General features: G+C 60.6%; 18 protein-coding genes. 12 read left to right on the top strand and 6 right to left on the bottom strand.

Annotation, left to right across the window (positions count from 1 at the left end):
- Nucleotides 1-32: 32 nt before the first annotated feature.
- Nucleotides 33-1,574 (top strand): amino acid permease, encoded by a 1,542-nt coding sequence (locus FH08_RS0147070; protein ID WP_031365026.1) that lies wholly within the window; start codon nucleotides 33-35, stop codon nucleotides 1,572-1,574.
- Between the two features lie 70 nt (nucleotides 1,575-1,644).
- Here FH08_RS0147070 and FH08_RS0147065 read toward each other — a convergent pair whose 3' ends face one another.
- The 3 genes from FH08_RS0147065 to FH08_RS0147055 are packed head-to-tail and all read right to left on the bottom strand — an operon-like array spanning nucleotide 1,645 to nucleotide 5,166.
- Nucleotides 1,645-2,769 (bottom strand): aminotransferase class I/II-fold pyridoxal phosphate-dependent enzyme, encoded by a 1,125-nt coding sequence (locus FH08_RS0147065; RefSeq protein ID WP_031365025.1) that lies wholly within the window; start codon nucleotides 2,767-2,769, stop codon nucleotides 1,645-1,647.
- Nucleotides 2,766-4,187: an FAD-binding oxidoreductase gene (locus tag FH08_RS0147060; RefSeq protein WP_235210736.1), complete on the bottom strand. Its 1,422-nt coding sequence runs from the start codon at nucleotides 4,185-4,187 to the stop codon at nucleotides 2,766-2,768. The genes FH08_RS0147065 and FH08_RS0147060 overlap by 4 nt, the downstream gene beginning before the upstream one ends.
- A gap of 7 nt (nucleotides 4,188-4,194) precedes the next feature.
- Nucleotides 4,195-5,166: an isopenicillin N synthase family dioxygenase gene (locus FH08_RS0147055; protein WP_031365023.1), complete on the bottom strand. Its 972-nt coding sequence runs from the start codon at nucleotides 5,164-5,166 to the stop codon at nucleotides 4,195-4,197.
- Nucleotides 5,167-5,611: 445 nt separating this feature from the next.
- Here FH08_RS0147055 and FH08_RS0147050 point away from each other — a divergent pair, with 445 nt between their 5' ends.
- From FH08_RS0147050 to hutC, 5 genes are all read left to right on the top strand, one after another.
- Nucleotides 5,612-6,439, top strand: coding sequence for a transporter substrate-binding domain-containing protein (locus FH08_RS0147050; protein WP_031365022.1), 828 nt, complete (start codon nucleotides 5,612-5,614; stop codon nucleotides 6,437-6,439).
- An 87-nt stretch (nucleotides 6,440-6,526) separates the two neighbouring features.
- Nucleotides 6,527-7,177 carry an amino acid ABC transporter permease gene (locus FH08_RS0147045; protein ID WP_031365021.1) on the top strand — a complete coding sequence of 217 codons (651 nt, stop codon included), beginning with the start codon at nucleotides 6,527-6,529 and terminating at the stop codon, nucleotides 7,175-7,177.
- A gap of 3 nt (nucleotides 7,178-7,180) precedes the next feature.
- Entirely contained in the window at nucleotides 7,181-7,849 is a 669-nt protein-coding gene (locus FH08_RS0147040) for an amino acid ABC transporter permease (RefSeq protein WP_031365020.1), read from the top strand.
- A gap of 62 nt (nucleotides 7,850-7,911) precedes the next feature.
- On the top strand, nucleotides 7,912-8,805 hold the full coding sequence (locus FH08_RS0147035; protein WP_035569066.1) for an amino acid ABC transporter ATP-binding protein: 894 nt from the start codon (nucleotides 7,912-7,914) through the stop codon (nucleotides 8,803-8,805).
- Nucleotides 8,806-8,834: 29 nt separating this feature from the next.
- Entirely contained in the window at nucleotides 8,835-9,596 is a 762-nt protein-coding gene (hutC, locus tag FH08_RS0147030; RefSeq protein ID WP_031365018.1) for a histidine utilization repressor, read from the top strand.
- Nucleotides 9,597-9,636: 40 nt separating this feature from the next.
- Here the strand turns inward: hutC and hutH are convergent, their stop codons facing one another.
- From hutH to FH08_RS0147015, 3 genes are all read right to left on the bottom strand, one after another.
- Complete coding sequence (gene hutH / locus FH08_RS0147025) at nucleotides 9,637-11,166, bottom strand: histidine ammonia-lyase (RefSeq protein ID WP_031365017.1); 1,530 nt, start codon at nucleotides 11,164-11,166, stop codon at nucleotides 9,637-9,639.
- Between the two features lie 282 nt (nucleotides 11,167-11,448).
- Nucleotides 11,449-12,405 carry a response regulator gene (locus FH08_RS0147020; protein WP_051889071.1) on the bottom strand — a complete coding sequence of 319 codons (957 nt, stop codon included), beginning with the start codon at nucleotides 12,403-12,405 and terminating at the stop codon, nucleotides 11,449-11,451.
- A complete protein-coding gene (locus FH08_RS0147015; RefSeq protein ID WP_031365015.1) occupies nucleotides 12,380-15,817 on the bottom strand; it encodes an ATP-binding protein in 3,438 nt (1,145 codons plus the stop codon). Before FH08_RS0147015 ends, FH08_RS0147020 begins: the two co-directional genes overlap by 26 nt.
- Before the next feature lie 264 nt (nucleotides 15,818-16,081).
- Between FH08_RS0147015 and urtA the strand changes: the two genes are divergently transcribed.
- From urtA to fmdA, 6 genes are all read left to right on the top strand, one after another.
- Nucleotides 16,082-17,374 (top strand): urea ABC transporter substrate-binding protein, encoded by a 1,293-nt coding sequence (gene urtA / locus FH08_RS0147010; protein WP_051889070.1) that lies wholly within the window; start codon nucleotides 16,082-16,084, stop codon nucleotides 17,372-17,374.
- Between the two features lie 79 nt (nucleotides 17,375-17,453).
- Nucleotides 17,454-18,371: an urea ABC transporter permease subunit UrtB gene (gene urtB, locus FH08_RS0147005; protein ID WP_031365013.1), complete on the top strand. Its 918-nt coding sequence runs from the start codon at nucleotides 17,454-17,456 to the stop codon at nucleotides 18,369-18,371.
- Nucleotides 18,372-18,408: 37 nt separating this feature from the next.
- A complete protein-coding gene (gene urtC / locus FH08_RS0147000; protein ID WP_035569062.1) occupies nucleotides 18,409-19,581 on the top strand; it encodes an urea ABC transporter permease subunit UrtC in 1,173 nt (390 codons plus the stop codon).
- Nucleotides 19,581-20,324 (top strand): urea ABC transporter ATP-binding protein UrtD, encoded by a 744-nt coding sequence (gene urtD / locus FH08_RS0146995; protein ID WP_031365011.1) that lies wholly within the window; start codon nucleotides 19,581-19,583, stop codon nucleotides 20,322-20,324. Before urtC ends, urtD begins: the two co-directional genes overlap by 1 nt.
- A 27-nt stretch (nucleotides 20,325-20,351) precedes the next feature.
- Nucleotides 20,352-21,041, top strand: a complete 690-nt coding sequence (gene urtE, locus FH08_RS0146990) for an urea ABC transporter ATP-binding subunit UrtE (RefSeq protein ID WP_031365010.1) — start codon at nucleotides 20,352-20,354, stop codon at nucleotides 21,039-21,041.
- 72 nt (nucleotides 21,042-21,113) lie between these two features.
- The gene (gene fmdA / locus FH08_RS0146985) at nucleotides 21,114-22,343 is read left to right on the top strand and encodes a formamidase (protein WP_031365009.1); all 1,230 of its coding nucleotides are present in this window, start codon (nucleotides 21,114-21,116) and stop codon (nucleotides 22,341-22,343) included.
- Nucleotides 22,344-22,363 lie beyond the last annotated feature (20 nt).

Here is a 22,363-nt window from a genome sequence, read left to right as displayed (position 1 = left end):
CCCTGCAGCTTCAGCCATAAGGACCCGTCATCATGGACATCAATACGGCAGTTCCGCCGCCCGCGAGCGCGGATAGCGACGTTTCATTGCTGCACAAAATGGGGTATGCGCAGGAGCTCTCCCGCCGCATGGGTGCGTTCTCCAACTTCGCCGTATCGTTCTCGCTCATCTGCATCCTGTCTGGCGGAATCACCTCGTTCCAGCTTGGACTCAGCGCGGCCGGCGGTGCGTCGATCGGACTGGGCTGGCCGCTCGGGTCCGTCTTCGCGCTGGTGGTTGCCGCCGCGATGGCGCAGATCGCCTCGTCTTATCCGACAGCCGGCGGCCTGTATCACTGGAGCTCTATCCTGGGCGGCAAGACCTGGGGCTGGCTCACCGCCTGGTTCAATCTGCTGGGACTCGTGTTCGTGGTCGCCGCCATTAACTTCGGCACTTGGGACCCGTTCTTTCGCACCCTCATCGCCCCGATGTTCGGCGTCAAGCCCGAGGCGCTGGGCTGGTGGCATCAGACCATATTTCTTACGTTGATCACCGCATCGCAGGCTTTCCTGAATCACCGCGGTATCCGGATCGCCAGCAAGATTACCGATGTCTCGGGCTACCTGATCTTTGTCGTGACGGTGATCCTGGTTGCTTCGTTGGTGATCTACTCGCCGGTCAAGGTGGATTTTGCGCGGCTCGTGACCTTCAAGAATTTTACGGGTGTGGATGGCGGACAATGGCCCGCTCAAACCATGGCCATGGCGTTCCTTTCAGGCCTGCTTCTGACCGCCTATACGATCACCGGTTTCGATGCCTCCGCGCACACAGCGGAGGAAACTCACGATGCTGCGCGCAACGTGCCGCGCGGGATCGTCAAGTCCGTTCTGTGGTCGACCTTGTTCGGGTATGTGCTGGTCTGCTCGTTCGTGCTGGTGATGCCGGACATTGGCGCGGCGATCAAGCAGGGCACCGGATTCTTTGAAGCGATCCTCGCGCCGATTCCAGGACCGCTGCGAATCGCGATCGAGTTGCTGCTGTTTTTTATTAACTACGTTTGCGGACTGGCCGCGGTGACATCGACGTCACGAATGATGTTTGCGTTCGCACGCGACGGCGGCCTGCCTGGGTCGAAGTTCCTGCGCAAGGTCAATGCGCACCGGACGCCGGGCATTGCGATCTGGGTGTCGGCCGTGCTGGCCATTGTTATCACGTTGTACGGCGATGCCTTCTCGGTGTTGAGCGCAGGCAGCGCGGTGTTTCTGTTCATCTCGTACGCCATGCCGGTAGCTGCCGGGATCTTCGCAGAAGGCAAGACGTGGACGGAGAAAGGACCATTCCAGTTGGGCATGTGGTCGAAGCCGTTTGCTGTTGCGGCAGTTATCGGCGCGTTGATTCTTGCTTATGTGGGTATCCAGCCGCCGAATGAAAAAGTGATCTATGTGATTGTCGGCTTGCTGGCGGTGCTGATGCTGATCTGGTACGGCGCAGGCGTGCGCAAGAGTTTCGCCGGACCGCCAGTAGGCAATCTGTCAAAGGAACGGCGGGAGAAGATTGTCGGGCTTGAAGCGCAGTTGGAGGAGAACGTGGAGTAGGTCTTGGAGCGCGCCGGTGAACCGATTGAGGTTCTGCCGGCGCGAACCCATGCGAAACCGAGCGAACCCTCTAGCCGCCCCGCCGCCATTCAAACGATTCGATAAACAAAGCATTGTCCGCAGCACTTCCAACGCTGACTCGCATGCAATTTTCATAACCCTGCTCGCGCCACGGCTTCACAATCACCCCATCCTCCAGCATCCGGCCAGCGAGCTTGGCCGCGTCCTCCCCGCAATCGAAGAACAGGAAATTCGCGCGCGAGCGTGCCGGATTCACACCCAGCCCGATCAACTCAGCGCGCATCCAATCACGACCGGAGCGAGCATCCGCAACGCTCGCCGCAACATGCGCCTGATCGCCAAATGCCACAGCCGCAGCCTGCTGCGCAATCTGGTTAATATTGAATGGCGTACGCACGCGATTCATCAGCCCCGCTAGTTCCGGCGCCGACGCCACACCGTAACCCACCCGCAAAGCCGCCAATCCATAGGCCTTCGAAAAAGTGCGCAACAACAGCCACGGCAAACCTGAATCACGCAGAACAGCGAGACTGTCCGGGTAACCGTGTTCATCGGAGGCGTATTCGAAATAGGCCTCGTCCCACAACACCAGCGTCCCCGGCGACACCGCACTCAACAGGCGGCGCATGTCAGCAGTATCCATTGCGCAGCCTACCGGATTACTAGGATTACTAATAATCACCATGCGCGTACGCGGCGAAATTGCGTCGACCAGCGCGTCCACATCGAATTCGAGGTCTGAGCGCATTGGCACGGTCACCACCTTCGCGCCAACACTCTGCGGATAGATGATGTGCAAGCCAAACGACGGGATCACGGTGACCACTTCATCGCCAGCGCCAAGGAACGTATGGGCTGCAATAGCCAGTAAGTCCTCAGAACCGTTGCCGAAGAGCAACTGCTCCGGATCGACTGCAAGCCGCTCAGCAATCACTGCACGCAACGCGCTACATGAAGGATCCGGATACAGCGCGAGCGTGCCGGTTGTGGTGGACTGGGCAAGATGCGCAAGCACGGCCGCGCTCGCACCACGTGGATTTTCATTGCTGCCGAGCTTGGCGACATGCGAGACGCCATAACGCGCCCGCACGAATTCCCCCGATAACCCCGCATTGTAAGCAGGCAGGCCGCGCACTTCAGCACGCAGGCTTTCTATAAAAGCAGTCACGCTCATGGAGTTCCTTGTTCGTTTCGAGCGTCTTGATCGCCCGCGGCGGGCAGCACCTTGCCGGGATTGAGAATGCCATGCGGATCGAGGGCATGCTTGATCGCCTGCATGCAAGCGAGTTCGGCGGGGCTGCGCGAATAGCCGAGAAACGGCCGTTTAAGCACACCGATCCCGTGTTCCGCAGATATGGACCCGCTGTAGTCGCGAACCATCCCGTACAGCGCCAAGTCGACCTCTTCCACCGTCACGCCGGGGATTGAACGGGCATCGAGCGTGACATGCAGGTTCGAGTCGCCGATGTGGCCGAAATACAAACCGTAGTGCGTCGGCCAGCGTGCAGCGAAATCCTTGCGGCACGCATCGACGAAATGACCGATCTCGCCTATCGGCAAGCTGACATCGAAATTGATCGGCTCGATCTTCACCGGCAACTCGGCCGTCGCCTCGCGAATCGCCCACAGCGCCTGGGTTTCCGCTTGTGACTGTGCAACAACCGCGTCCAGCACCACGCCCGCTTCAAGTTGCGCATTCAGTGCCGCGGAAAACCGCTCGCCATGATCGTCGGAGAACCCGGCCTGCTCGATCAATGCGTAAAGCGGATAAGCCTGGCCAAGCGGCGATTGCCGGGAGCGTGTCAATCCGACACCGAAATCGTAGAACTCCGGCCACATGATTTCGAACGCGCCAATTTCGTCGCCGAAAGTGGCTTGCAGTGAGCGCAGCAACGCGACCGCATCGCCGTAATCTTTCAAAGCGCACAGAGCGGTGTTGCGCGCGGCGCGGCGTGGTTTCAAACGCAATACCGCTCGCGTGATAACCCCAAGCGTTCCCTCCGAACCGATAAACAGGTTGCGCAGGTCGTAGCCCGTATTGTTCTTGACCATCTTGTTCATTGAACTGAGCACGCTGCCATCGGCGAGCACGGCTTCAAGTCCGAGCACCTGGTCCCGCGCCGTGCCCGACTGCAGCACGCGCACGCCACCCGCGTTCGTAGCGAGATTACCGCCGATCTGACACGAGCCGCGCGCACCGAGATCCAATGCAAATTCAAAACCCGCTTCCTGCGCGGCGTCCTGCACGGTTTGCAATGTGGTACCAGCCAGCACCGTCATGGTCGCAGCTGCACCATCAACTTCTTCGATGCCTACCAGCCGTTCGAGTGACAGGCAGATATCGCCGCCGGAAGGAATGGCGCCGCCCGCCAGTCCGGTCATGCCGCCCTGCGGGACAACACTTTGCCGCGCTTCGTTGCAAAGGCGCAGCACGGTGGCGACATCGCCGGTCGAACGAGGCAGGACGACCGCTAACGGCGACACCGGCGAGCGACCACTCCAGTCGCCGAGATTGCGAGGTTCGATGGCATCGCCGAAACGCACGGACCCGGCGCCGAGTGCATCAATCAGCGTCTCTACTATGTGCTTCATCGTTTGCTCAGCCATTCGCGCGCTTCTTTCGATAACCCATGGAATCGTTGATCCGCCCCAGGATGTAGTCACCTGCAGCCACCGGTTCATGGAGCGGCTGCACGCCCTCAAGACCCAGATCGCGCGGGTCCACGCTTGCGCCATAAGTCGGATCGTAGAAGGTCGCGATCGAATATCGCTCTTGGCCCGAGCCATTGATTACGCGATGCAACGTCGAACGAAAGCGATCGTTCGACCAGCGCGCAAGCAAGTCACCCACGTTCACCACGAGCGTTCCGGGAATGGGCGGCGCGTCGATCCAGCTATCGGTTGCAAGTTCCTTCACCTGCAAACCGCCCACGTTGTCCTGCCACAGCAGCGTGATGCACCCGTAGTCCGTGTGCGGCGCGACGCCGAACTGATCCGCGTCCGACTTGGGCGCTTGCGGCGGGTAATAGACCATCTGCGTGCGCTGCATGCGCTTCGTGTATTTGCTCACGAAAAACATTTCGTCGATGTCCAGGCTCACCGCCACCGCGCGCAACAAATCCGCGCCGCATGCACCAATCGCTTCGTAGTACCCATAAAGGGCCGGTTGCAGCGAAGGCATGAAGTCGGGCCAGTTGTTCGGGCCACGCAGCGCTTCACCAGCAAGCACGCTCGGATCGTCTTCCGGCAACTCCAGACCGATGCTGAAAAATTCCTTGTAGTCCGGCTTGGTGGCCTGATACATGACGGCGTCGCCTAGCGCATTAAAGCCGCGATGCCGATGATTCACCGCGGCCCGCCGCTTCACCTCTACCGGATAGGCAAAGAATTCCCGCGCCGCTTTCACCGCGCCTTCGAGTACATCAGTCGGCACGCCGTGATTGCTGATGTAGAAAAAACCGATGCTCGTGCACGCGTCGCGGATCGCGGCTGCGGCCTCGCGCAAGCCGGCGGGATCCATCGCGCGAACGGCCGCCAGATCGACGATGGGGATGTGAGAAGTCGAGGTCATCCAGGTGCTCCGAAGTTTTATCGCCGTCTATACCGTAAGGGCCAAATGAGCCTCTCCAAGTTTGCGGCGGACATCATGGCGAACCGGCGCACGGCGCGCGGCCGACCCAAAAACGGTTTCACTGTGCGTCGCCATGCCATCTCTGCGGGCGACCCGTCATGACCGGCATCGCACTGCCTGAACCCGGCCGCAAGCGTCTGCGGATAAGCCATGAGCGTCCGCCGGAATCCACATCAAGTGTCTGTATATACCGCCAATTAGCCGAACGCAACCCGGCGTTTGCGCGAAGTTCGCAAGCCTCGACATGGTGCGGTCAAAAGTATTTTTGACACGCTTGGCAATGCAAATTGACGGTATATACTGAATCGCATCACAAGCAGGTCGGCGCACCGGCGCGCGCCTTTGCCCCAAGCCGGGAGCACTTTAAACCCAAGGGAGTCCAACAATGAATTTTGTCTCGAAGTGGAAGGGTCGTCTGCTCGTGGCCGCGCTGGTTGCGACGGCGGTTTCGGCGCATGCGGAAGACCAGTTGGCGAAGGTGAAGAAGGCCGGTGAACTGGTGGTCGGAACCGAGATGCAGTTCGCACCGTTCGACTTCCTGGAAAACGGACAGCAACAAGGCTTCAACAAAGATTTCTTCGCCGAGCTCTCGAAGGACCTCGGTGTAAAGGTGCGTTCCATCGACTTGCCGTGGCCGAGCGTGTTGCCGGGACTCGAAGCCGGCAAGTTCGATATTGTCAGCGGCCCGGTGACCATCACGAAGGCGCGCATGGAACGTTATGAGTTCACTCTGCCGATTGCGGACGGCACGGTTGCTCTCCTCAAGCGCGCGAACGACACCAGCATCAAGACGAACGCGGACGTCGCCGGCAAGACAGTCGGCGGCGGCAAGGCCACCGCACAACTCGACCAGTTGAAGCAATATGTCGCCACGCTGCCGGGCAAGACGAGCGTGCGCGAGTACATCGACAATAACCAGGCCTATGCGGATCTTGCCGCTGGCCGGATTGTCGCTGTGGGCAATTCGCTGCCGAATATCGCGTATGTGGCGCGCCAGCGTCCGGACACCTTTGCGGTCGTTCAACCTCCGTTCGGTACGAAGGTGTATTTCGCTTTCCTCGGCCGCAAGGACGCGGACAGCAAGCCGCTTCTCGACGCGATCAATCAGTCAATCATCAAGATGCACGGCGATGGCCGTCTCGCTGCGTTGCAGAAGAAGTGGTTCGGTGTAGCCATGGACACGCCTACCACCATGCCGGTGCCCAACTATTGAAAGGTTGAATCAGCGAACCATCGATGCCCTGCAAGGCGCTTTAGCTTTAGCGCCTTGCTTCTTGCCTTGCTTCTTGCCGGACAGCTCATGTTCAGCCTTCACGCGTTGCTCGATGCTCTTCCCTATCTGATCAAGGCCGCGCAAGCCACGGTCCTGATTTCTCTCGTGGGGCTGGTCGTCGGCTTCATTATTGCGATTGCCGTGTGCAGCGCCCGGCTTTCGAAGAACTTCTTCGTCTCAAAGCTCGGAGGCGCGTATGTCGGCTTCTTTCGCGGCGTGCCGCTGCTCGTGCAGCTTCTGCTGACCTACTATTTCCTGCCCTTCCTCGGCATCAACGTGCCGCCGCTCGTGGCCGCCGCCGCTGCCGTTTCGTTATGCGAAGCCGCTTATCTCGCCGAGATCCTGCGGGGTGGATTTATCGGCATTCCGCATGGGCAGCTCGAGGCAGCGCAGTTGCTTGGTTTATCGCGGCTGCATGCGGTGCTGCGCATCCAGGTGCCCCAGGCGCTACGCACGACCATGCCCTCGCTCGTCAATGAGATGGTGATGCTGGTGAAAGCGTCGTCGCTGATCTCGGTCGTCGGTGTCGCCGATATCACGCGCACCGCGCAGAATATTGCCGCGAGCACGTATCGGCCGCTGGAGGCATATGTTGCGGCCGGGCTGATGTACCTGGTGATCAACGGGGCGTTGTCGCTGGCCGGACATCGCGCCGAGCGCCGCATGGAGCGGGCATAAACCATGGCCATTCAATTCGACCCCACGGTTCTGACCGACTCCCTGCCCGCCCTCGCTGAAGGGTTTGCGACAACTATTGGCGTGTGGATCGGCGGCGTGATGATCGGCATGGCGATCGGTTTCGCCGTCGCGTTGCTGCAAATATTTTGCGGCAAATGGATACGCGGATTCTTGCGTGCCTACATAGAAGTGTTCCGGGGAACGCCGTTTCTCGTGCAGCTTTTCGTGCTGTATTACGGTGGGCCTTCGCTCGGGCTTTCGCTTGAACCACTGACGGCCGGCATTGTCGGACTGGGGCTCTATGGCAGCGCGTATTTCGCGGAAGCATTCCGTTCCGGCTTTACGTCGGTGCCACGGGGTCATATAGAAGCCGCCGAGTGCCTCGGCTTCACGCGGCTGCAGGTCATCATGCGCGTACAGTTGCCGCAGATGCTGGTCATCATCGTGCCGGCGCTGACCAACCTGATCATTGTGCTGAGCAAGGAAACGGCGGTGCTGTCGGTCGTCACCGTGCCGGAGCTGACGTTCGTGCTGACCGGTATCGGTTCGGAGCGGTTTGCGTTCGTCGAAACCTTGCTCGCGCTGTGCGTGTGTTATCTCGTGCTCGTGGAAGTGGCGTCGCGAGCCGGACAGTGGGTCGAGATCCGCGTAGGCCGCTTCCTCACGCGTTGACTCACGCGGTGAACGCGCGTTGGCCCCCATCAAACTGAGCGCTGAATCATGAAGAACCCGTCATGAAGAAACTGAATTCTGGCAACACGCTAACGCCCGCCGAATATCTTGTCGATGCGCGGCATGTCGGCAAGCATTTCGGCGCGCTGAAAGTGCTCGACGATGTCTCGCTCGCCGTGCGCAAGTCGGAGGTGACCTGCATCATCGGACCATCGGGTTCGGGGAAAAGCACCCTGCTGCGTTCGCTTGCGTTCCTCGAGGAATACAGCGAGGGCGAGATCTTCATCGAAGGGGAATTGATCGGCTATGTCACCGACCGCAACGGCCGGCGCATGCGTGCGCCGCAGGCCGAGATCAATCGCGTGCGGCGCAACGTGGGCATGGTGTTCCAGCAGTTCAACCTATGGCCTCATATGACGGCCGTTGAAAACGTGGCCGAGGCGCTGGTGCGCGTGCGCAAGCTCTCCAAGGCCGAGGCTCGCAAGCGGGCGCTGGCCATGCTCGACAAGGTCGGTCTCGCCGACCGCGCGGACAATCATCCGGCGCGGCTCTCCGGCGGGCAGCAGCAACGTGTGGCCATTGCACGGGCGCTGGCGATGGAACCGCACATCATGCTGTTCGACGAACCTACCTCCGCACTCGATCCCGAGCTGGTCGGCGAAGTGCTGCAAGTGATGAAGAACCTTGCGAACGACGGTATGACGATGGTGATCGTCACGCATGAAATGGGCTTCGCCGCACAGGTCGCGGATACGGTCGTCTTCATCGATCATGGCAAAATCGAGGCACAAGGATCGCCCGAGGACGTGTTTCACAACGCGCAGCAGCCGAGGCTCAAACAGTTTCTGCAGAACTATCTCGACCGGAACGCGTTCTGGGCGCGACGTGAACCGGAGGAACCATCGGCAAGTGCGGTTCACGTGAGTACTGAATCAGCGGACTATAACGGAACATAAGCGAAACTTGAGCCATACATGAGCGAGACATGAATACAGCCAGCCTTTCGAACCCGGCATCCGCCACCGCGCCGCTTGCGCGCTACGAGCGTGTGAAGGAACATATCCGCACGCGCATCCTCTCCGGCGAGTGGCGCCCCGGCGACCGGATTCCATCGGAGATGACCCTGGTCGGCGAATTGGGCGTATCGCGCATGACGATCAACCGGGCGCTCCGCGAGCTTACCGAGCAAGGCGTGCTGACGCGCTTCTCGGGCGTGGGGACGTTTATCGCGGAAGAAAAACCGCAGTCCACCTTGCTGATGATCGCGCACATTGGCGATGAAATTCGCGCGCGCGGACACGAGTACAGTTATGCGATCGTGCATGCCGCGCGTGAGGCGGCGGCCAGTGACGTGTCGGCGGCACTCGGACTCGCGCCGGGTGCGTCGGTATTTCATGTGGTGTGCGTGCATCGCGAGAACGGCGTGCCGGTGCAGCTTGAGGATCGTTACGTGAACCCCGATGTCGCGCCGCATTTTCTCGAGCAGGATTTCGCGACGGTGCGGCCCTCGGAGTATCTGTTCAATACCGTGCCGGCGCACGAGGTCGAGCACGTAGTCGACGCGGTGCTGCCTTCGCGTGCGGATGCGAAACTACTTGAGATCGGCCCGGACCAGCCGTGTCTGACGCTCGTGCGTCGGACCTGGGCGAATAACGTAGCGGTGACGTTCGCGCGCTTCGTGCATCCCGGGACGCGGTATCGGCTGGGATGCAGGTTCAGCGCCGACAACATGCAGCGGCAGAGTTGATCGCCGCTGCTATCGCACTCGCTTAGGTTTAAGTCTACGTTTACGCCACCCCTTCCGAAGCGAAATGAAGCGGGCAGAATGCGGCAATCATTCCGCTTGTCACCTGCTTCGCCACTGACACGATGTCCGGTGCAAAGTAATGATCGAGCGCGTAATGTTCGACGTCCGCGCGAATCGATTGCATAACCGGTTGCAGGCGCGGACTGGTCTGATGCGGCGCGCGCAGGTCGACGCCTTGCGCCGCCGCGAGCAACTCGATAGCGAGAATATGCGCCACGTTCTCCGCAATATAGCCAAGCTTGCGGGCGGCGAACGTCGCCATGGAGACGTGATCTTCCTGATTCGCCGATGTCGGCAATGAGTCGACGGACGCCGGATGCGCGTAGGTCTTGTTCTCCGACGCCAGCGCCGCAGCAGTCACATGCGCGATCATGAAGCCCGAATTCACGCCGCCATCGCGGACCAGAAACGGCGGCAAACCGGAGAGCGTCGCATCGATCAGCAATGCGATCCGGCGCTCCGCCAACGCGCCAATTTCGGCGGCAGCGATGGCGAGGTTATCGGCGGCGAACGCAACGGGTTCCGCGTGGAAGTTGCCGCCTGAGAGCACTTCACCGGTGTCCGGGAAGATCAGCGGGTTGTCCGATACGGCATTCGCTTCGATCAGCAGGACATCGGCTGCGTGGCGCATCTGGTCGAGACACGCGCCCATTACTTGCGGCTGGCAACGCAGGCTGTACGGGTCCTGAACCTTGTCGCAATCGGCATGCGAGATGTTGATGCCGGAGCCTTCGAGCAAGGTGCGATACGCCGCAGCGGCATCAATCTGTCCGGCGTGTCCGCGCAGCGCATGGATGCGGGCATCGAAGGGCTTCACAGAACCTTCGGCGGCATCCACCGACAACGCACCCGACACCAACCCCGTGCGGAACAGGTCTTCTATAGCAAACATGTTGTACAGAGCGAGCGCGGTAGAAGCCTGTGTGCCATTAAGCAGCGCGAGACCTTCCTTGGCCTGCAGCGTCAGCGGTGCGAGACCGGCGGCTTTCAGTCCATCGACGGCAGGAATCTGCTTGCCTTCGATAAACACCTCGCCAATGCCCAGCAACACGCCCGACATATGCGCGAGCGGCGCAAGGTCGCCCGATGCGCCCACAGAACCCTTCACGGGAATGACCGGCAGGATATCCGCGTTGAATAACGTGATCATGGCGTCCATTACAACGCGCCTGATCCCCGAGTGGCCGCGCCCAAGGCTCGACAGTTTCAACGCCATTAGCAGGCGAACGACGGGCGGCAACATCGGCTCACCTACGCCCACGGCGTGAGACAACACGAGATTGCGTTGCAGGAGCTCAAGCTGATCCGCGGGAATGTGCGTGTTCGCCAGCCGCCCGAAACCCGTGTTAATGCCGTAGGCCGGCAGACCCTTCGCAGCGATGTCCTCCACCGCTTTCGCACAGGTATCGATAGCTGCGTAGCTTGCCGGATCCAGCGTCAGCTGGACGCGTTCTCGCGCGATGCGGCGCAGTTGGGGCAGTGTGAGATTGCCGGGGGTGAGCTTGATCATCGGTCGTCCTTTTAGCTTTGGCCTTCGTCTTGTCTATACAAGAGAATTGCCTCAAGTCTAGGACAACAAAATCGGTATATACAAGAGGTTTTTTAGGGTCCGGATGACGAGGAGCTTTTTAAGCGGCAAGTGCAGCAGTCCAGGATAACGACGAGGATCACCTGGAGAATTGAGCTTATATGGGACATCCTTTTGGGTTTACCCTGAATTTTTAAAGCTCCCCGCAGGAACAAATCAGCAATCAATCGCAAAGCATGCCGCTGTCTATACCACTGCACCCACTTAGCGCCCTCCACCCAACGCCGTAGCCGCTGCGGCGGTGCGCGTTTCCACGCCCAGCTTCTCGAAGATATGCTCCAGGTGCTTGTTCACCGTGCGGGGTTTCATCCCCAGAATCTCGCCAATATCGCGATTCGTCTTGCCTCGCGACAACCATAGCAACACCTCCGCCTCGCGCTGTGTGAGCCCGAAACGCAGCGCCAGATCTGCCGTATCGCGCCCATCGGCATGCTCCTCGAAAACCACGATCCAGGTGCCACGATTCGCCGCGCCCGCGATGCGCGCCACCAGCCGCTCGCCACCAGGCAGGATCTCGACGGTTTGCGCCCGGTCCTCGTCCGGAGCAGAGGAATAATCCAGCAGCCAGTTCGTCAATGCTCCCGGCAGCCTCGTCAACGGACCGGCCGCAATCGCCACGTTGTTATCGGTGCCGTAGAAATGAGCTAACCGCTGCGGGGCAAGCGCGCTGTGCCAGTGGACTTCGCCCTGAGCCGTCGCAATCACCGCCGCCCGGGAGTTCAGTTCAAGCACGATATCCGCGTGGCGCTGGCTCGCCGCCCGGCGCACATGAGCCGCAATCCGCGCGACCACTTCATCGGGACGAATCGGCTTCGTTACATAGTCGATACCGCCCACCCTGAAGCCCTGCACCACATGCTGGGTGTCGGCCAGCGCGGTCATGAAGATCACCGGAATGTGCTTGTAGAGATCATTGCTCTTGATTTGCTCGCAGGTCTCGAAGCCATCCATGCCGGGCATGATGGCATCGAGCAGGATCACGTCAGGCGTGAGACGTGCGATACGTTCAAGCGCCGAGGCGCCGTCCAGTGCCACCAGCACCGCGTAACCTGCCGCCACGAGCGCGCTCGACAGCATGGCGAGATTGTCTGGCGTGTCATCGACAATCAGCACAACTGGGCGACCCAGCGGAATATCAGGCTGCATCGGGTGTCGCTGCATCGGGTGGGGCTCCGTCGACCGCGCGCAATTGCCGGTCAAGGTCGTCAAGCATGAAACGGCGTGCCGATTCGCGCAGCGGTGCGAGGGTATCGGCGAGTTCGGGATGGGTCTGCCCTGCTTCATCAAGCTGCGCGACGAACCCCTCCATGTACCCGAGTTCAAGGAAGCGGCGAAGCTCGAGCACAAGCGCCTCAGGCAACGGCAACGCGAGTTGCGCCGACGCGGCGGACTCGTGAGCCGGTCCGGTCGCTTCAGTCAGCCATTCGATTTCGAGCAAGGCGGCAACCTTGTCGAGCAGAAGCGGCAAGTGCACCGGTTTGGCGAGGTAGTCGTCACAGCCCGCCGCCGCGCCCTTCTCCAGATCACCGGCGAATGCATTGGCCGACAGGATCAGGATGGGCGCCTCGCTCAGTCGATGTTCGCGAATGAGCCTGCTGGCTTCGAAGCCGTCCATCGATGGCATGGCGACATCCATCACGATCAGGTCGACGTCGTGGGTGGCGAGAAGTTGCAGCGCCTGCGGCCCGCTGCTCGCTTCGATCATGGTGAAGCCGAGCGGTTCGAGCACGCTCGTGACAATGCGGCGCTGATCCGTGAGGTCGTCGGCGACCAGGATCGAGCGGCGTGGCCCCGGATATCCCAGCACGTCGCGAGGCCTTGTCACGAGCACGCGCGGGTCGCGCACTTCGGGCAAGAACAGTTGCAAGACGAATCGCGTGCCGGATCCAACCCGGCTCTGCACGTCCAGCCGTCCGCCCATCATTTCTGTCAGCAAGCGGCAGATGGTGAGTCCCAGGCCTGTGCCATGATCGTTGTGACGCGCCGCCTCGCCGCGCTCGAAGGGCAGGAAGATCGCTTCCAGTTGCTCGTCAGGAATCCCCGATCCGGTGTCTTCTATTTCGAAGGTCGCCAAGCCCCAGGCGTGACTTGTCCGCAATCTCACCGACCCGTGCGACGTGAAGCGGACCGCGTTGCCCAGCAAATTGATCAGGATCTGACGCACGCGTTTTTCATCGGCGCGAACTACCTCCGGTATGCGGCCGCTTGTCTCCAGATGGAACGCCAGGCCCTTCTCCGCCGCCTGCGGTTCCATCATCGCGCCGAGTTGCGTCAGCAGGTCGGGCAGCGCCACCTCAGACACGTCGAGCTGTAACTTGCCGGCTTCTATTCGCGCGACGTCGAGCAGGCCGTCCACTAGTGCGAGCAGATGTTCGCCGCTGCGGTAGATGGTCGCGAGCGCATCGCGTTGCGGTGCATCGACCGCGCCGGAGCCGCGCAGCAGCAACTGCGCGTAGCCCAGGATACTGTTGAGCGGTGTGCGCAACTCGTGGCTCAGGCCTGTCACATAGCGGCTCTTTGCGCGATTGGCGGCATCGGCGGCGGCGCTGGCTTGTTGAAGGCGGGCATCGGTCAGACGGTGCGCCTCGATCTCCTGCATCAGCAGCAAGGTCTGCCGTTTCGATTCCTCCTGCGTCACCGCGCGGCTCTCCTTGGCGAGCACGAGCCACCACACGCCGATGCAACCGACCAGCGACAGCGCGAAGAAAGCCTTGAGATAACCGCGCAGCAGCGTATCAAGCGCGCTTTCGTTGCTGGTAGCGAGCGTCTGTGCGGTCTGGTTATATGAGAGATAAAGCATCGCGCCAAGCAGCGACAAGGTCACGCTCAGGTAGATCAGGTAACGCCCCACCCGCAATGTCTGCGATGTGGGTTCAAGCTTGGGAAATGCGCGTTTGAGAGCGACCGTCAATTGCGAAGAGAAGCGCGCGTGCGGCTTGCAGGTGTCGCCACAACGGGAATCGAGCGAACAGCACAACGAACAGATAGCACCCGCATAGGCCGGGCACGACGCCATGTCTTCGCGCTCGAACTGGTTCTCGCAGATCACACACCGCAGCACCGACCCCGCTTCGAGATCCTCGCTACCCCGGGCGAGATAGAAGCGCCCCCGGGTAGCGAACGCGATCAACGGCGCGCAGATAAACGCCACCGCCAACGCGATGAACGGCGCCAGCGCCTGCGCAATTTCGCCGAGATAACCCGCTTGCGAAAGCGCCGCTGCGATCGATGCCACCAGCATCGCACCGACGCCGACCGGATTGACGTCGTAGAGATGAGCGCGCTTGAACTCGACGTCCTTCGGGCTGTAACCCAGCGGCTTGTTGATCACGAGATCGCCGACGAGCGCACCAATCCAAGCTATCGCCACGTTCGAATACAACGCCAGCACCTTGCCGATGGCGCCGAATACGCCGAGCTCGACCAGCATCAACGCGATCAGCACGTTGAACACCAGCCAGACAACCCGGCCCGGATGACTATGTGTGAGACGCGCGAAGAAATTCGACCATGCGAGCGAACCAGCATACGCGTTGGTCACGTTGATCTTGACCTGCGAGACGATCACGAAAAGCGTGGTGGCGGCCAGCGCAAAGCCGGGGGAATCGAAGACATAGCGGAACGCGACCAGATACATTTGCGTGGGCTCGGTGGCCCGCGACGGATCGATCTGGTTCTGCAACGCGAGGAACATCAGGAAGGCGCCGCCAAGCATTTTCAACGCGCCCGGCACGATCCATCCGGGACCGGCGGCGAGCATCGCGCACCACCAGCGCACCCGGTTCTTCGCTGTGCGCGGCGGCAGGAAACGCAGGAAGTCGACTTGCTCGCCGATCTGCACCACCAGCGCAAAAATCACCGTGCAGGCCGCGCCGAACGGCATCAGGCCGAATTCGCGGCCGCCTTGCGCGTAGCCCGCGAAGGTCGCCCAGTCGGAGAACAGATGGGGCTCGCGAATCAGGATGGCGATATACGGGGCGACCAGCAGCACGATCCACACGGGCTGCGTCCAGCTCTGCAAGCGGTTGATCAGCGTAATGCCAAATGTCACGAACGGCACGATCGCGAACGCGCTGATGAGATACGCGACCGCGATCGGCATGTGGAAATACATCTCCAGCGCGAGCGACATGATGGCCGCTTCGAGTGCGAAAAAAATAAATGTAAAGCCCGCATAAATCAACGACGTGACCGTCGAGCCGAGATAGCCAAACCCTGCGCCGCGCGTCAGCAGGTCCATGTCGACACCGCAATTCGCTGCGTAATAGCTGATGGGCAAGCCGGTCAGGAAGATCAGCACCGAGGTCACCACAATCGCCCACACCGTATTGGCGAAGCCGTAATTCAGCGCAAGCGATCCACCAATCGCTTCCAGCGCGAGGAACGAGATCGCACCCAACGCCGTGTTCGCGACCCGGAATTCGCTCCACTTTCGAAACGACCGGGGCGTGAAGCGCAGTGCGTAATCCTCGAGCGTTTCGTCGGCGACCCAGGCGTTGTAGTCACGCCGGATCTTGACGATGCGCTGCGTGCCGAGCGCGGGCGCAGCGGCGGGGGAATCGGAAGGATGCATGGCTCTCGCGGATGCCGGTTGGGCTCAATGAGCATGAAAGCCGTACGTGATTACACGGCGGTGAGGTCCTGAGCATCACATTGCACGGGTCGCGTCATGATCTCGCGTCATGAGTCTAGCGATCCATAAATACCCGCGCAGTACGTCAAAAGACGTATTTCGGTGCGCGTATCGGCCACTTAACTTCTGCCCCATGCCGACGCAACGTCATCGCGCCGGAACCAGCCCACGCCGCCTACCACGAGCCTCCAAGGAGAATGTCCCATGCCTTTTGACGACCAGCACGACGCACCCGATGCAACCAGTCCATCCGACAGCGGGGAGTTGATCTCCCAGCGCCGCCGCAAACTGCTGCTCGGGCTTGCCGCCGCGCCGGCACTTGCCGCGCCCGCTTTCGCCTTCGGCCAGTCGCTGTCGACTGCCCAGGTGAATACGACCAAGCTCGCCGTCACCGATACCGAAGTCACCGTCGGCCAGCTGCATTCCGCCACGGGCACCATGGCGATCTCCGAGACCGGCTCGATCCAGGCCGAGCGTCTCGCGATCGACCAGATCAACGCAGCGGGCGGCGTGCTGGGCCGCAAGATCAAGATCATTCAGGAAGATGGCGCGTCAGACTGGCCGACCTTTGCCGAGAAGTCGAAGAAGCTGCTGGAGAACGATCACGTTGCGTGCGTGTTCGGCTGCTGGACCTCGGCGTCGCGCAAGGCTGTCCTGCCGATCTTCGAGCGCGACAACGGCCTGCTGTATTACCCGACCTTCTACGAAGGGCTTGAACAGTCCAAGAACGTCTTCTACACCGGCCAGGAAGCGACCCAGCAAATTCTGTGGGGACTCAATTGGGCATCGGAGACGAAAAAAGCGAAGTCATTTTTCCTGATCGGCTCTGATTACATCTGGCCGCGCACGTCGAACAAAATCGCACGCAAACATATTGAGGACCACCTGCATCTCAAGGTGGTCGGCGAAGAGTATTACCCGCTCGGGCAGACGAATTTCAACTCGCTCATCAACAAGATCAAGATCGCCAAGCCCGATTGCATCTACGCAATCATTGTCGGCGGCTCGAACGTCGCGTTCTATAAACAATTGAAAGCAGCCGGCATTACCGCCGACAAACAATTCCTCTTGACCATCTCGGTCACCGAGGACGAAGTGCTCGGCATTGGCGGGGAAAATTTCGCCGGTTTCTATTCGGCCATGAAGTATTTCGAGTCTCTGGACAACGCGAACAACAAGGCATTCGTGGCCGCGTTCAAGGCGAAGTATGGACCCAAGTCCGTGATTGGCGACGTCACGCAAGCGGCCTATCTCGGGCCGTGGTTATGGAAAGCCGGGTGTGAAAAAGCCGGCAGTTTCGATGTCGACAAGGTGGTGGCTGCGTCCCCCGGCATCGAGTTGAAAACGGCGCCCGAAGGCTACGTGAAGATCCATCCGAACCATCACCTGTGGAGCCGGACACGCATTGGCATGGCGCAAGCCGATGGGCAGTTCAAGGTGGTCGCGGAGTCGCCCGATCTGATCGAGCCGAATCCGTTCCCGAAGGGTTATCAGTAATCCTTCTGTCGTCGGTCGTCTCGCGTGGCGCACGAACGCGTGCGCCACGCCCGGCCAAATTGCTACCAAGGAATCCGCCATGTCGGCCACCGATATTCTGAACATTACGCTGATGCAGGGCTTCGCCGGCCTGAGCCTCTTCAGCGTGTTGCTGTTAATGGGGCTCGGCCTCGCGGTGATTTTCGGGCAGATGGGCGTCATCAACATGGCGCATGGCGAGTTCATGACGATCGGCGCGTACACGGTGTACGTCTTCTCGAAGTGGGCCGAGTCGATGGGCGTCGTCGCCACCAATACGTTCCTGCCACTTGCCATCGTGGCCGCGTTCGCGATTGCATTCGTGTTCGGCTGGATCGTCGAATGGCTGCTGATCCGCCACTTGTACCGGCGTCAGTTGGACACCCTGCTCGCCACCTGGGGCCTGAGCCTCGCGATGCAGCAGATGTTCCGCTCGACCTTCGGCCCGAAGGAAGTCAGCCCGACGCTGCCCGACTGGCTGATGGGATCGTGGTCGCCTGCGCCGGGCCTGGACATCCCGATCAACGGCCTGTTCGTGATGTGCCTCGCCATCGTGCTCACGGCCGGTGTGCTGGCCGCCATGTATCGCTCGCGCTGGGGCCTGCGGGTGCGTGCCACCGTCAATAACCGGACGATGGCCAACGCCGCCGGTATCGATACCAAGCGCACTGACCGGCTCACGTTCGCGATCGGCTGCGGCATGGCCGGTGTTGCCGGCGCGGCGTTCACGACCATCGGCTCGACGGGTCCCACTAGCGGGTCGCTGTATATCGTCGATTCGTTCCTCGTAGTCACGTTCGGCGGTGCGGCCAGCCTGCTCGGGACCGTTGCTTCGGCCTTCGGCATTGCGCAGACCCAGTCGATCAGTGAGTTCTTCCTTACCGGCTCATCGGCGCGCGTGATTACGTTGCTCACTGTCGTGCTGATCCTGATGGCACGTCCGCAGGGACTTTTCGCGTCGAAGGTGCGACGTGTCTGAGCGTGCTGAACCTGCCCCCCTCTCACCGGAGTTCGCCATGAACCGCGTTACCGATTCGCCACCCGCCGCCGCTCCGTCGCGACTCGCCGCGCTGCGCGACTGGCTGGCCTACAGGGGCTTCGGCAGCTTCGTGCTGCTAGCACTCATTTTGCTGGTGGTCATGCCGCTGATGCTCGACGTGTTCCGCCTCAACCTGGTCGGCAAGTACCTGACCTACGCGTTCGTCGCGATCGGCCTTGTCATGGCGTGGGGGTACGCCGGTGTGCTGAGTCTCGGCCAGGGTGTGTTTTTCGGGCTTGGCGGCTACTGCATGGCGATGTTTCTGAAGCTCGAAGCGTCGGACCCTGTCAGCACGAAAATCCAGTCGACACCCGGCATTCCCGACTTCATGGACTGGAACCAGCTCAAGGCGTTGCCATGGTTCTGGAAGCCCTTCGAGCATTTGCCTTTCGCGATTGCGGCCGTGCTGATCATCCCGACCGCGCTCGCTTTCGTAATCGGTTTCGCGATGTTCAAGCGGCGCGTGGGTGGCGTGTATTTCGCGATCATCACGCAGGCCATCGCGCTGATACTCTCGGTGCTGATCATCGGCCAGCAGGGATACACCGGCGGCGTGAACGGCATCACCGACCTCAAGACGATGCTCGGCTGGGACATCCGTCCCGACTCGGCCAAGATCATCCTGTACTTCGTCAATGCCGTGCTTCTGCTGGTCGCCATCCTGTTCTGCCGGCTGGTGCAGACGAGCAAACTCGGCACGCTCCTGCTCGCGATGCGTGACAAGGAAGACCGCGTGCGGTTCTCCGGCTACGACGTGGCCATGTTCAAGGTCTTTGCGTTCTGTCTTGCCGCGCTGCTCTCCGCTATCGGCGGCGCGATGTTCACGCTGCAGGTCGGGTTCATGTCACCGTCGTTCGTCGGCATCGTGCCGTCGGTCGAGATGGTGATCTACGCGGCTGTCGGCGGGCGCATGTCGCTGGTCGGCGCGGTGTACGGCACGCTGCTCGTGAATTTCGGGCGGACCTACTTTTCCGAAAGCTTTCCGAACCTCTGGCTGCTGCTGATGGCAGCGCTTTACATAGGCGTGGTGATGGCTTTCCCCGATGGCCTCGCCGGTCTATACGAGACGCACGTGAAGCCGCGCATGGCTTCTGTCTTGCGCCGGGTGAATAGAAATAGCCGTAGCCGTTCCACCCTCGGGAGCCCGTGATGAGCAACACCGACTTCCTGCTGGCGGTCGAAGACCTGAGCGTCTCCTTCGACGGCTTCAAGGCGATCGACGCCCTCAATCTTTATGTGGATCGCGGCGAACTGCGGGTCGTGATCGGACCGAACGGCGCGGGCAAGACGACCTTGCTCGACCTGATCTGCGGTCGCACCGCGGCAAGCAGCGGATCGATCAAGTTCAAGAACGTCGAGATGACATCGATGGCCGAGTTCCGCATCGTGCGGGCCGGTATCGGGCGCAAGTTCCAGACGCCGTCCATCTACGAAAACCTGAGCGTGTTCCAGAACCTGGAGGTCTCGTTTCCGCGCGGACGCGGCGTGTTCGGCGCGCTGGCTTTCCGCTGCACCGAGGACGTTCGCGAGCGGGTGCAGGAAGTGGCCGAGGAGATCGGACTGGCCTCATTGCTGCCGACCGAAGCCGGGCTGCTGTCGCATGGTCAGAAGCAATGGCTGGAGATTGGCATGCTGCTGATGCAGGACCCCGAGCTGTTGATGCTTGACGAACCCATCGCGGGAATGAGCGTGCGTGAACGGGAAATCACCGCTGAGCTGCTCACAAAAATCTGCCAGAACCGGTCGATGATCGTCATAGAACACGACATGGAATTCGTCGCGCGGATCGCGCACAAGGTCACCGTCATGCATCAGGGAAAGATCCTCGCCGAAGGTCCGATGGATCAGGTGCAGAACGACCCGCGCGTGATCGACGTGTATCTGGGACATTGAGGATTGAGGACTGAGGAGGCTACGGCCATGTTGCACGTAAAAGACATATTCGTGAGCTACGGACAAAGCGAGGCGCTGCATGGCGTCTCGTTCGAGGCGGCCCGTAACGAGATCGTGGCGATCATGGGCCGCAACGGCATGGGCAAGAGCACGCTCTTCAAGGCGTTGATGGGCGTGCTGCCCGTGAAAGGCGGCGCGATCGAGCTGGACGGCGCGGATGTATCGAAGGATGAAAGCTTCCGGCGCGTGGCCAAAGGACTGGCTTATGTGCCACAAGGGCGGCAGATATTTTCTTCGCTCAGCGTGGAGGAGAACATCCGGACCGGGATGGAGCAGACAAAATCGAAAAGGATTCCCGATGAAATTTATGCCCTCTTTCCCGTGCTCCATGAAATGCGCAACCGCAAGGGCGGCAACTTGTCGGGCGGACAACAACAGCAACTCGCCATAGCCCGCGCGCTTGTCAGCGAACCCAAGGTGCTGCTGCTCGACGAACCGACCGAAGGCATTCAACCGTCCGTCATCAAGGACATTGCGCGGGCACTGCACGAGATCCGCAAGCTGCGTGAGATCACCATTGTGGTCTCGGAGCAAGTGTTGAGCTTCGCGATGGATGTGGCGGACCGGCTCTTCGTGATCGAAGGCGGCCGGCTTGTGCATGAAAGCCCGCGCGATGCCATAGATACCACCCGCATCAGGCAGTTCCTGTCCGTTTGAAAACGATGTTGAAGATTGAAGAGAAAGCCATTTGTTCGCCGGTGCTGCCGGTACTTATAAAAGGAGAGTTGCATGCCCGATACGCTCATCAAGGTCGACCTTAACCAATCCGCGTTCGACAACGAGCAGGTTCACAACCGCTGGCATCCGGATATTCCGATGGCGTGCTGGGTCAAACCCGGCGACGAGTTCGTTCTGGAAACGTACGACTGGACCGGCGGCTTCATCAAGAACGACGACTCTGCTGATGACGTCCGCGACATCGACCTGTCGATCGTCCATTTTCTCTCCGGACCCGTCGGTGTGCACGGCGCCGAGGCAGGCGATCTGCTGGTGGTGGACCTGCTCGATATAGGCACCAAAGCGGAAAGCCAATGGGGTTTCAACGGCTTTTTTTCGAAGCAGAATGGCGGTGGTTTCCTGACCGAGCATTTCCCGTATGCGCAGAAAAGTATCTGGGATTTTCACGGACTCTTTACTGACTCGCGTCATATTCCTGGCGTCAGTTTCGCGGGGCTGATCCATCCGGGCCTGATTGGATGCCTACCGGACCCTAAGCTGCTTGAAACCTGGAACGACCGCGAGATCGGTTTCATCGCGACGCAACCTGACCGCGTGCCGCCGCTAGCGAATGCGCCGTTCGCACCGACCGCTCACATGGGCAAGCTGCAAGGGGCCGCGCGGGACACCGCCGCCGCGACCGGAGCACGCACGGTGCCCCCGCGCGAACACGGCGGCAATTGCGACATCAAGGATCTCTCGCGCGGTTCGAAGATCTACTTCCCGGTGTATGTGGATGGCGCGGGTTTGTCTGTCGGCGACCTGCATTTCAGCCAGGGCGACGGCGAAATCACGTTCTGCGGTGCGATTGAAATGGCGGGCTGGGTGCACATGAAAGTGGACCTGATCAAGGGCGGCATGGCGAAGTACGGCATCAAGAACCCGATCTTCAAACCGAGCCCGATCACGCCTCATTACAACGACTACCTGATCTTCGAAGGCATTTCCGTCGATGAAGCCGGACAGCAGCATTACCTCGATGTGCACGTGGCGTATCGGCAGGCCTGCCTGAACGCGATCGAATACATGACCAAGTTTGGTTACTCCCGTGCACAGGCCTATTCGATACTCGGCACGGCGCCCGTGCAGGGGCATATCAGCGGCGTCGTTGATATTCCGAACGCGTGCGCAACGCTATGGCTGCCCACGCAGATCTTTGACTTCGACATCAGCCCGAATGCGGCCGGACCGATCAAGCATATCAAGGGAGGGATTGACCTGCCGCTATCGCTGGATCTGTAGCCGATTTTTTTATTCGATTC

It is taken from the genome of Caballeronia sordidicola (genome assembly GCF_000729995.1).
Taxonomy (GTDB): Bacteria; Pseudomonadota; Gammaproteobacteria; order Burkholderiales; family Burkholderiaceae; genus Caballeronia; species Caballeronia sordidicola_A.
The sequence above is the reverse complement of the archived record's forward strand: the minus strand, read 5'-3'. Positions and strand labels throughout refer to the sequence as shown.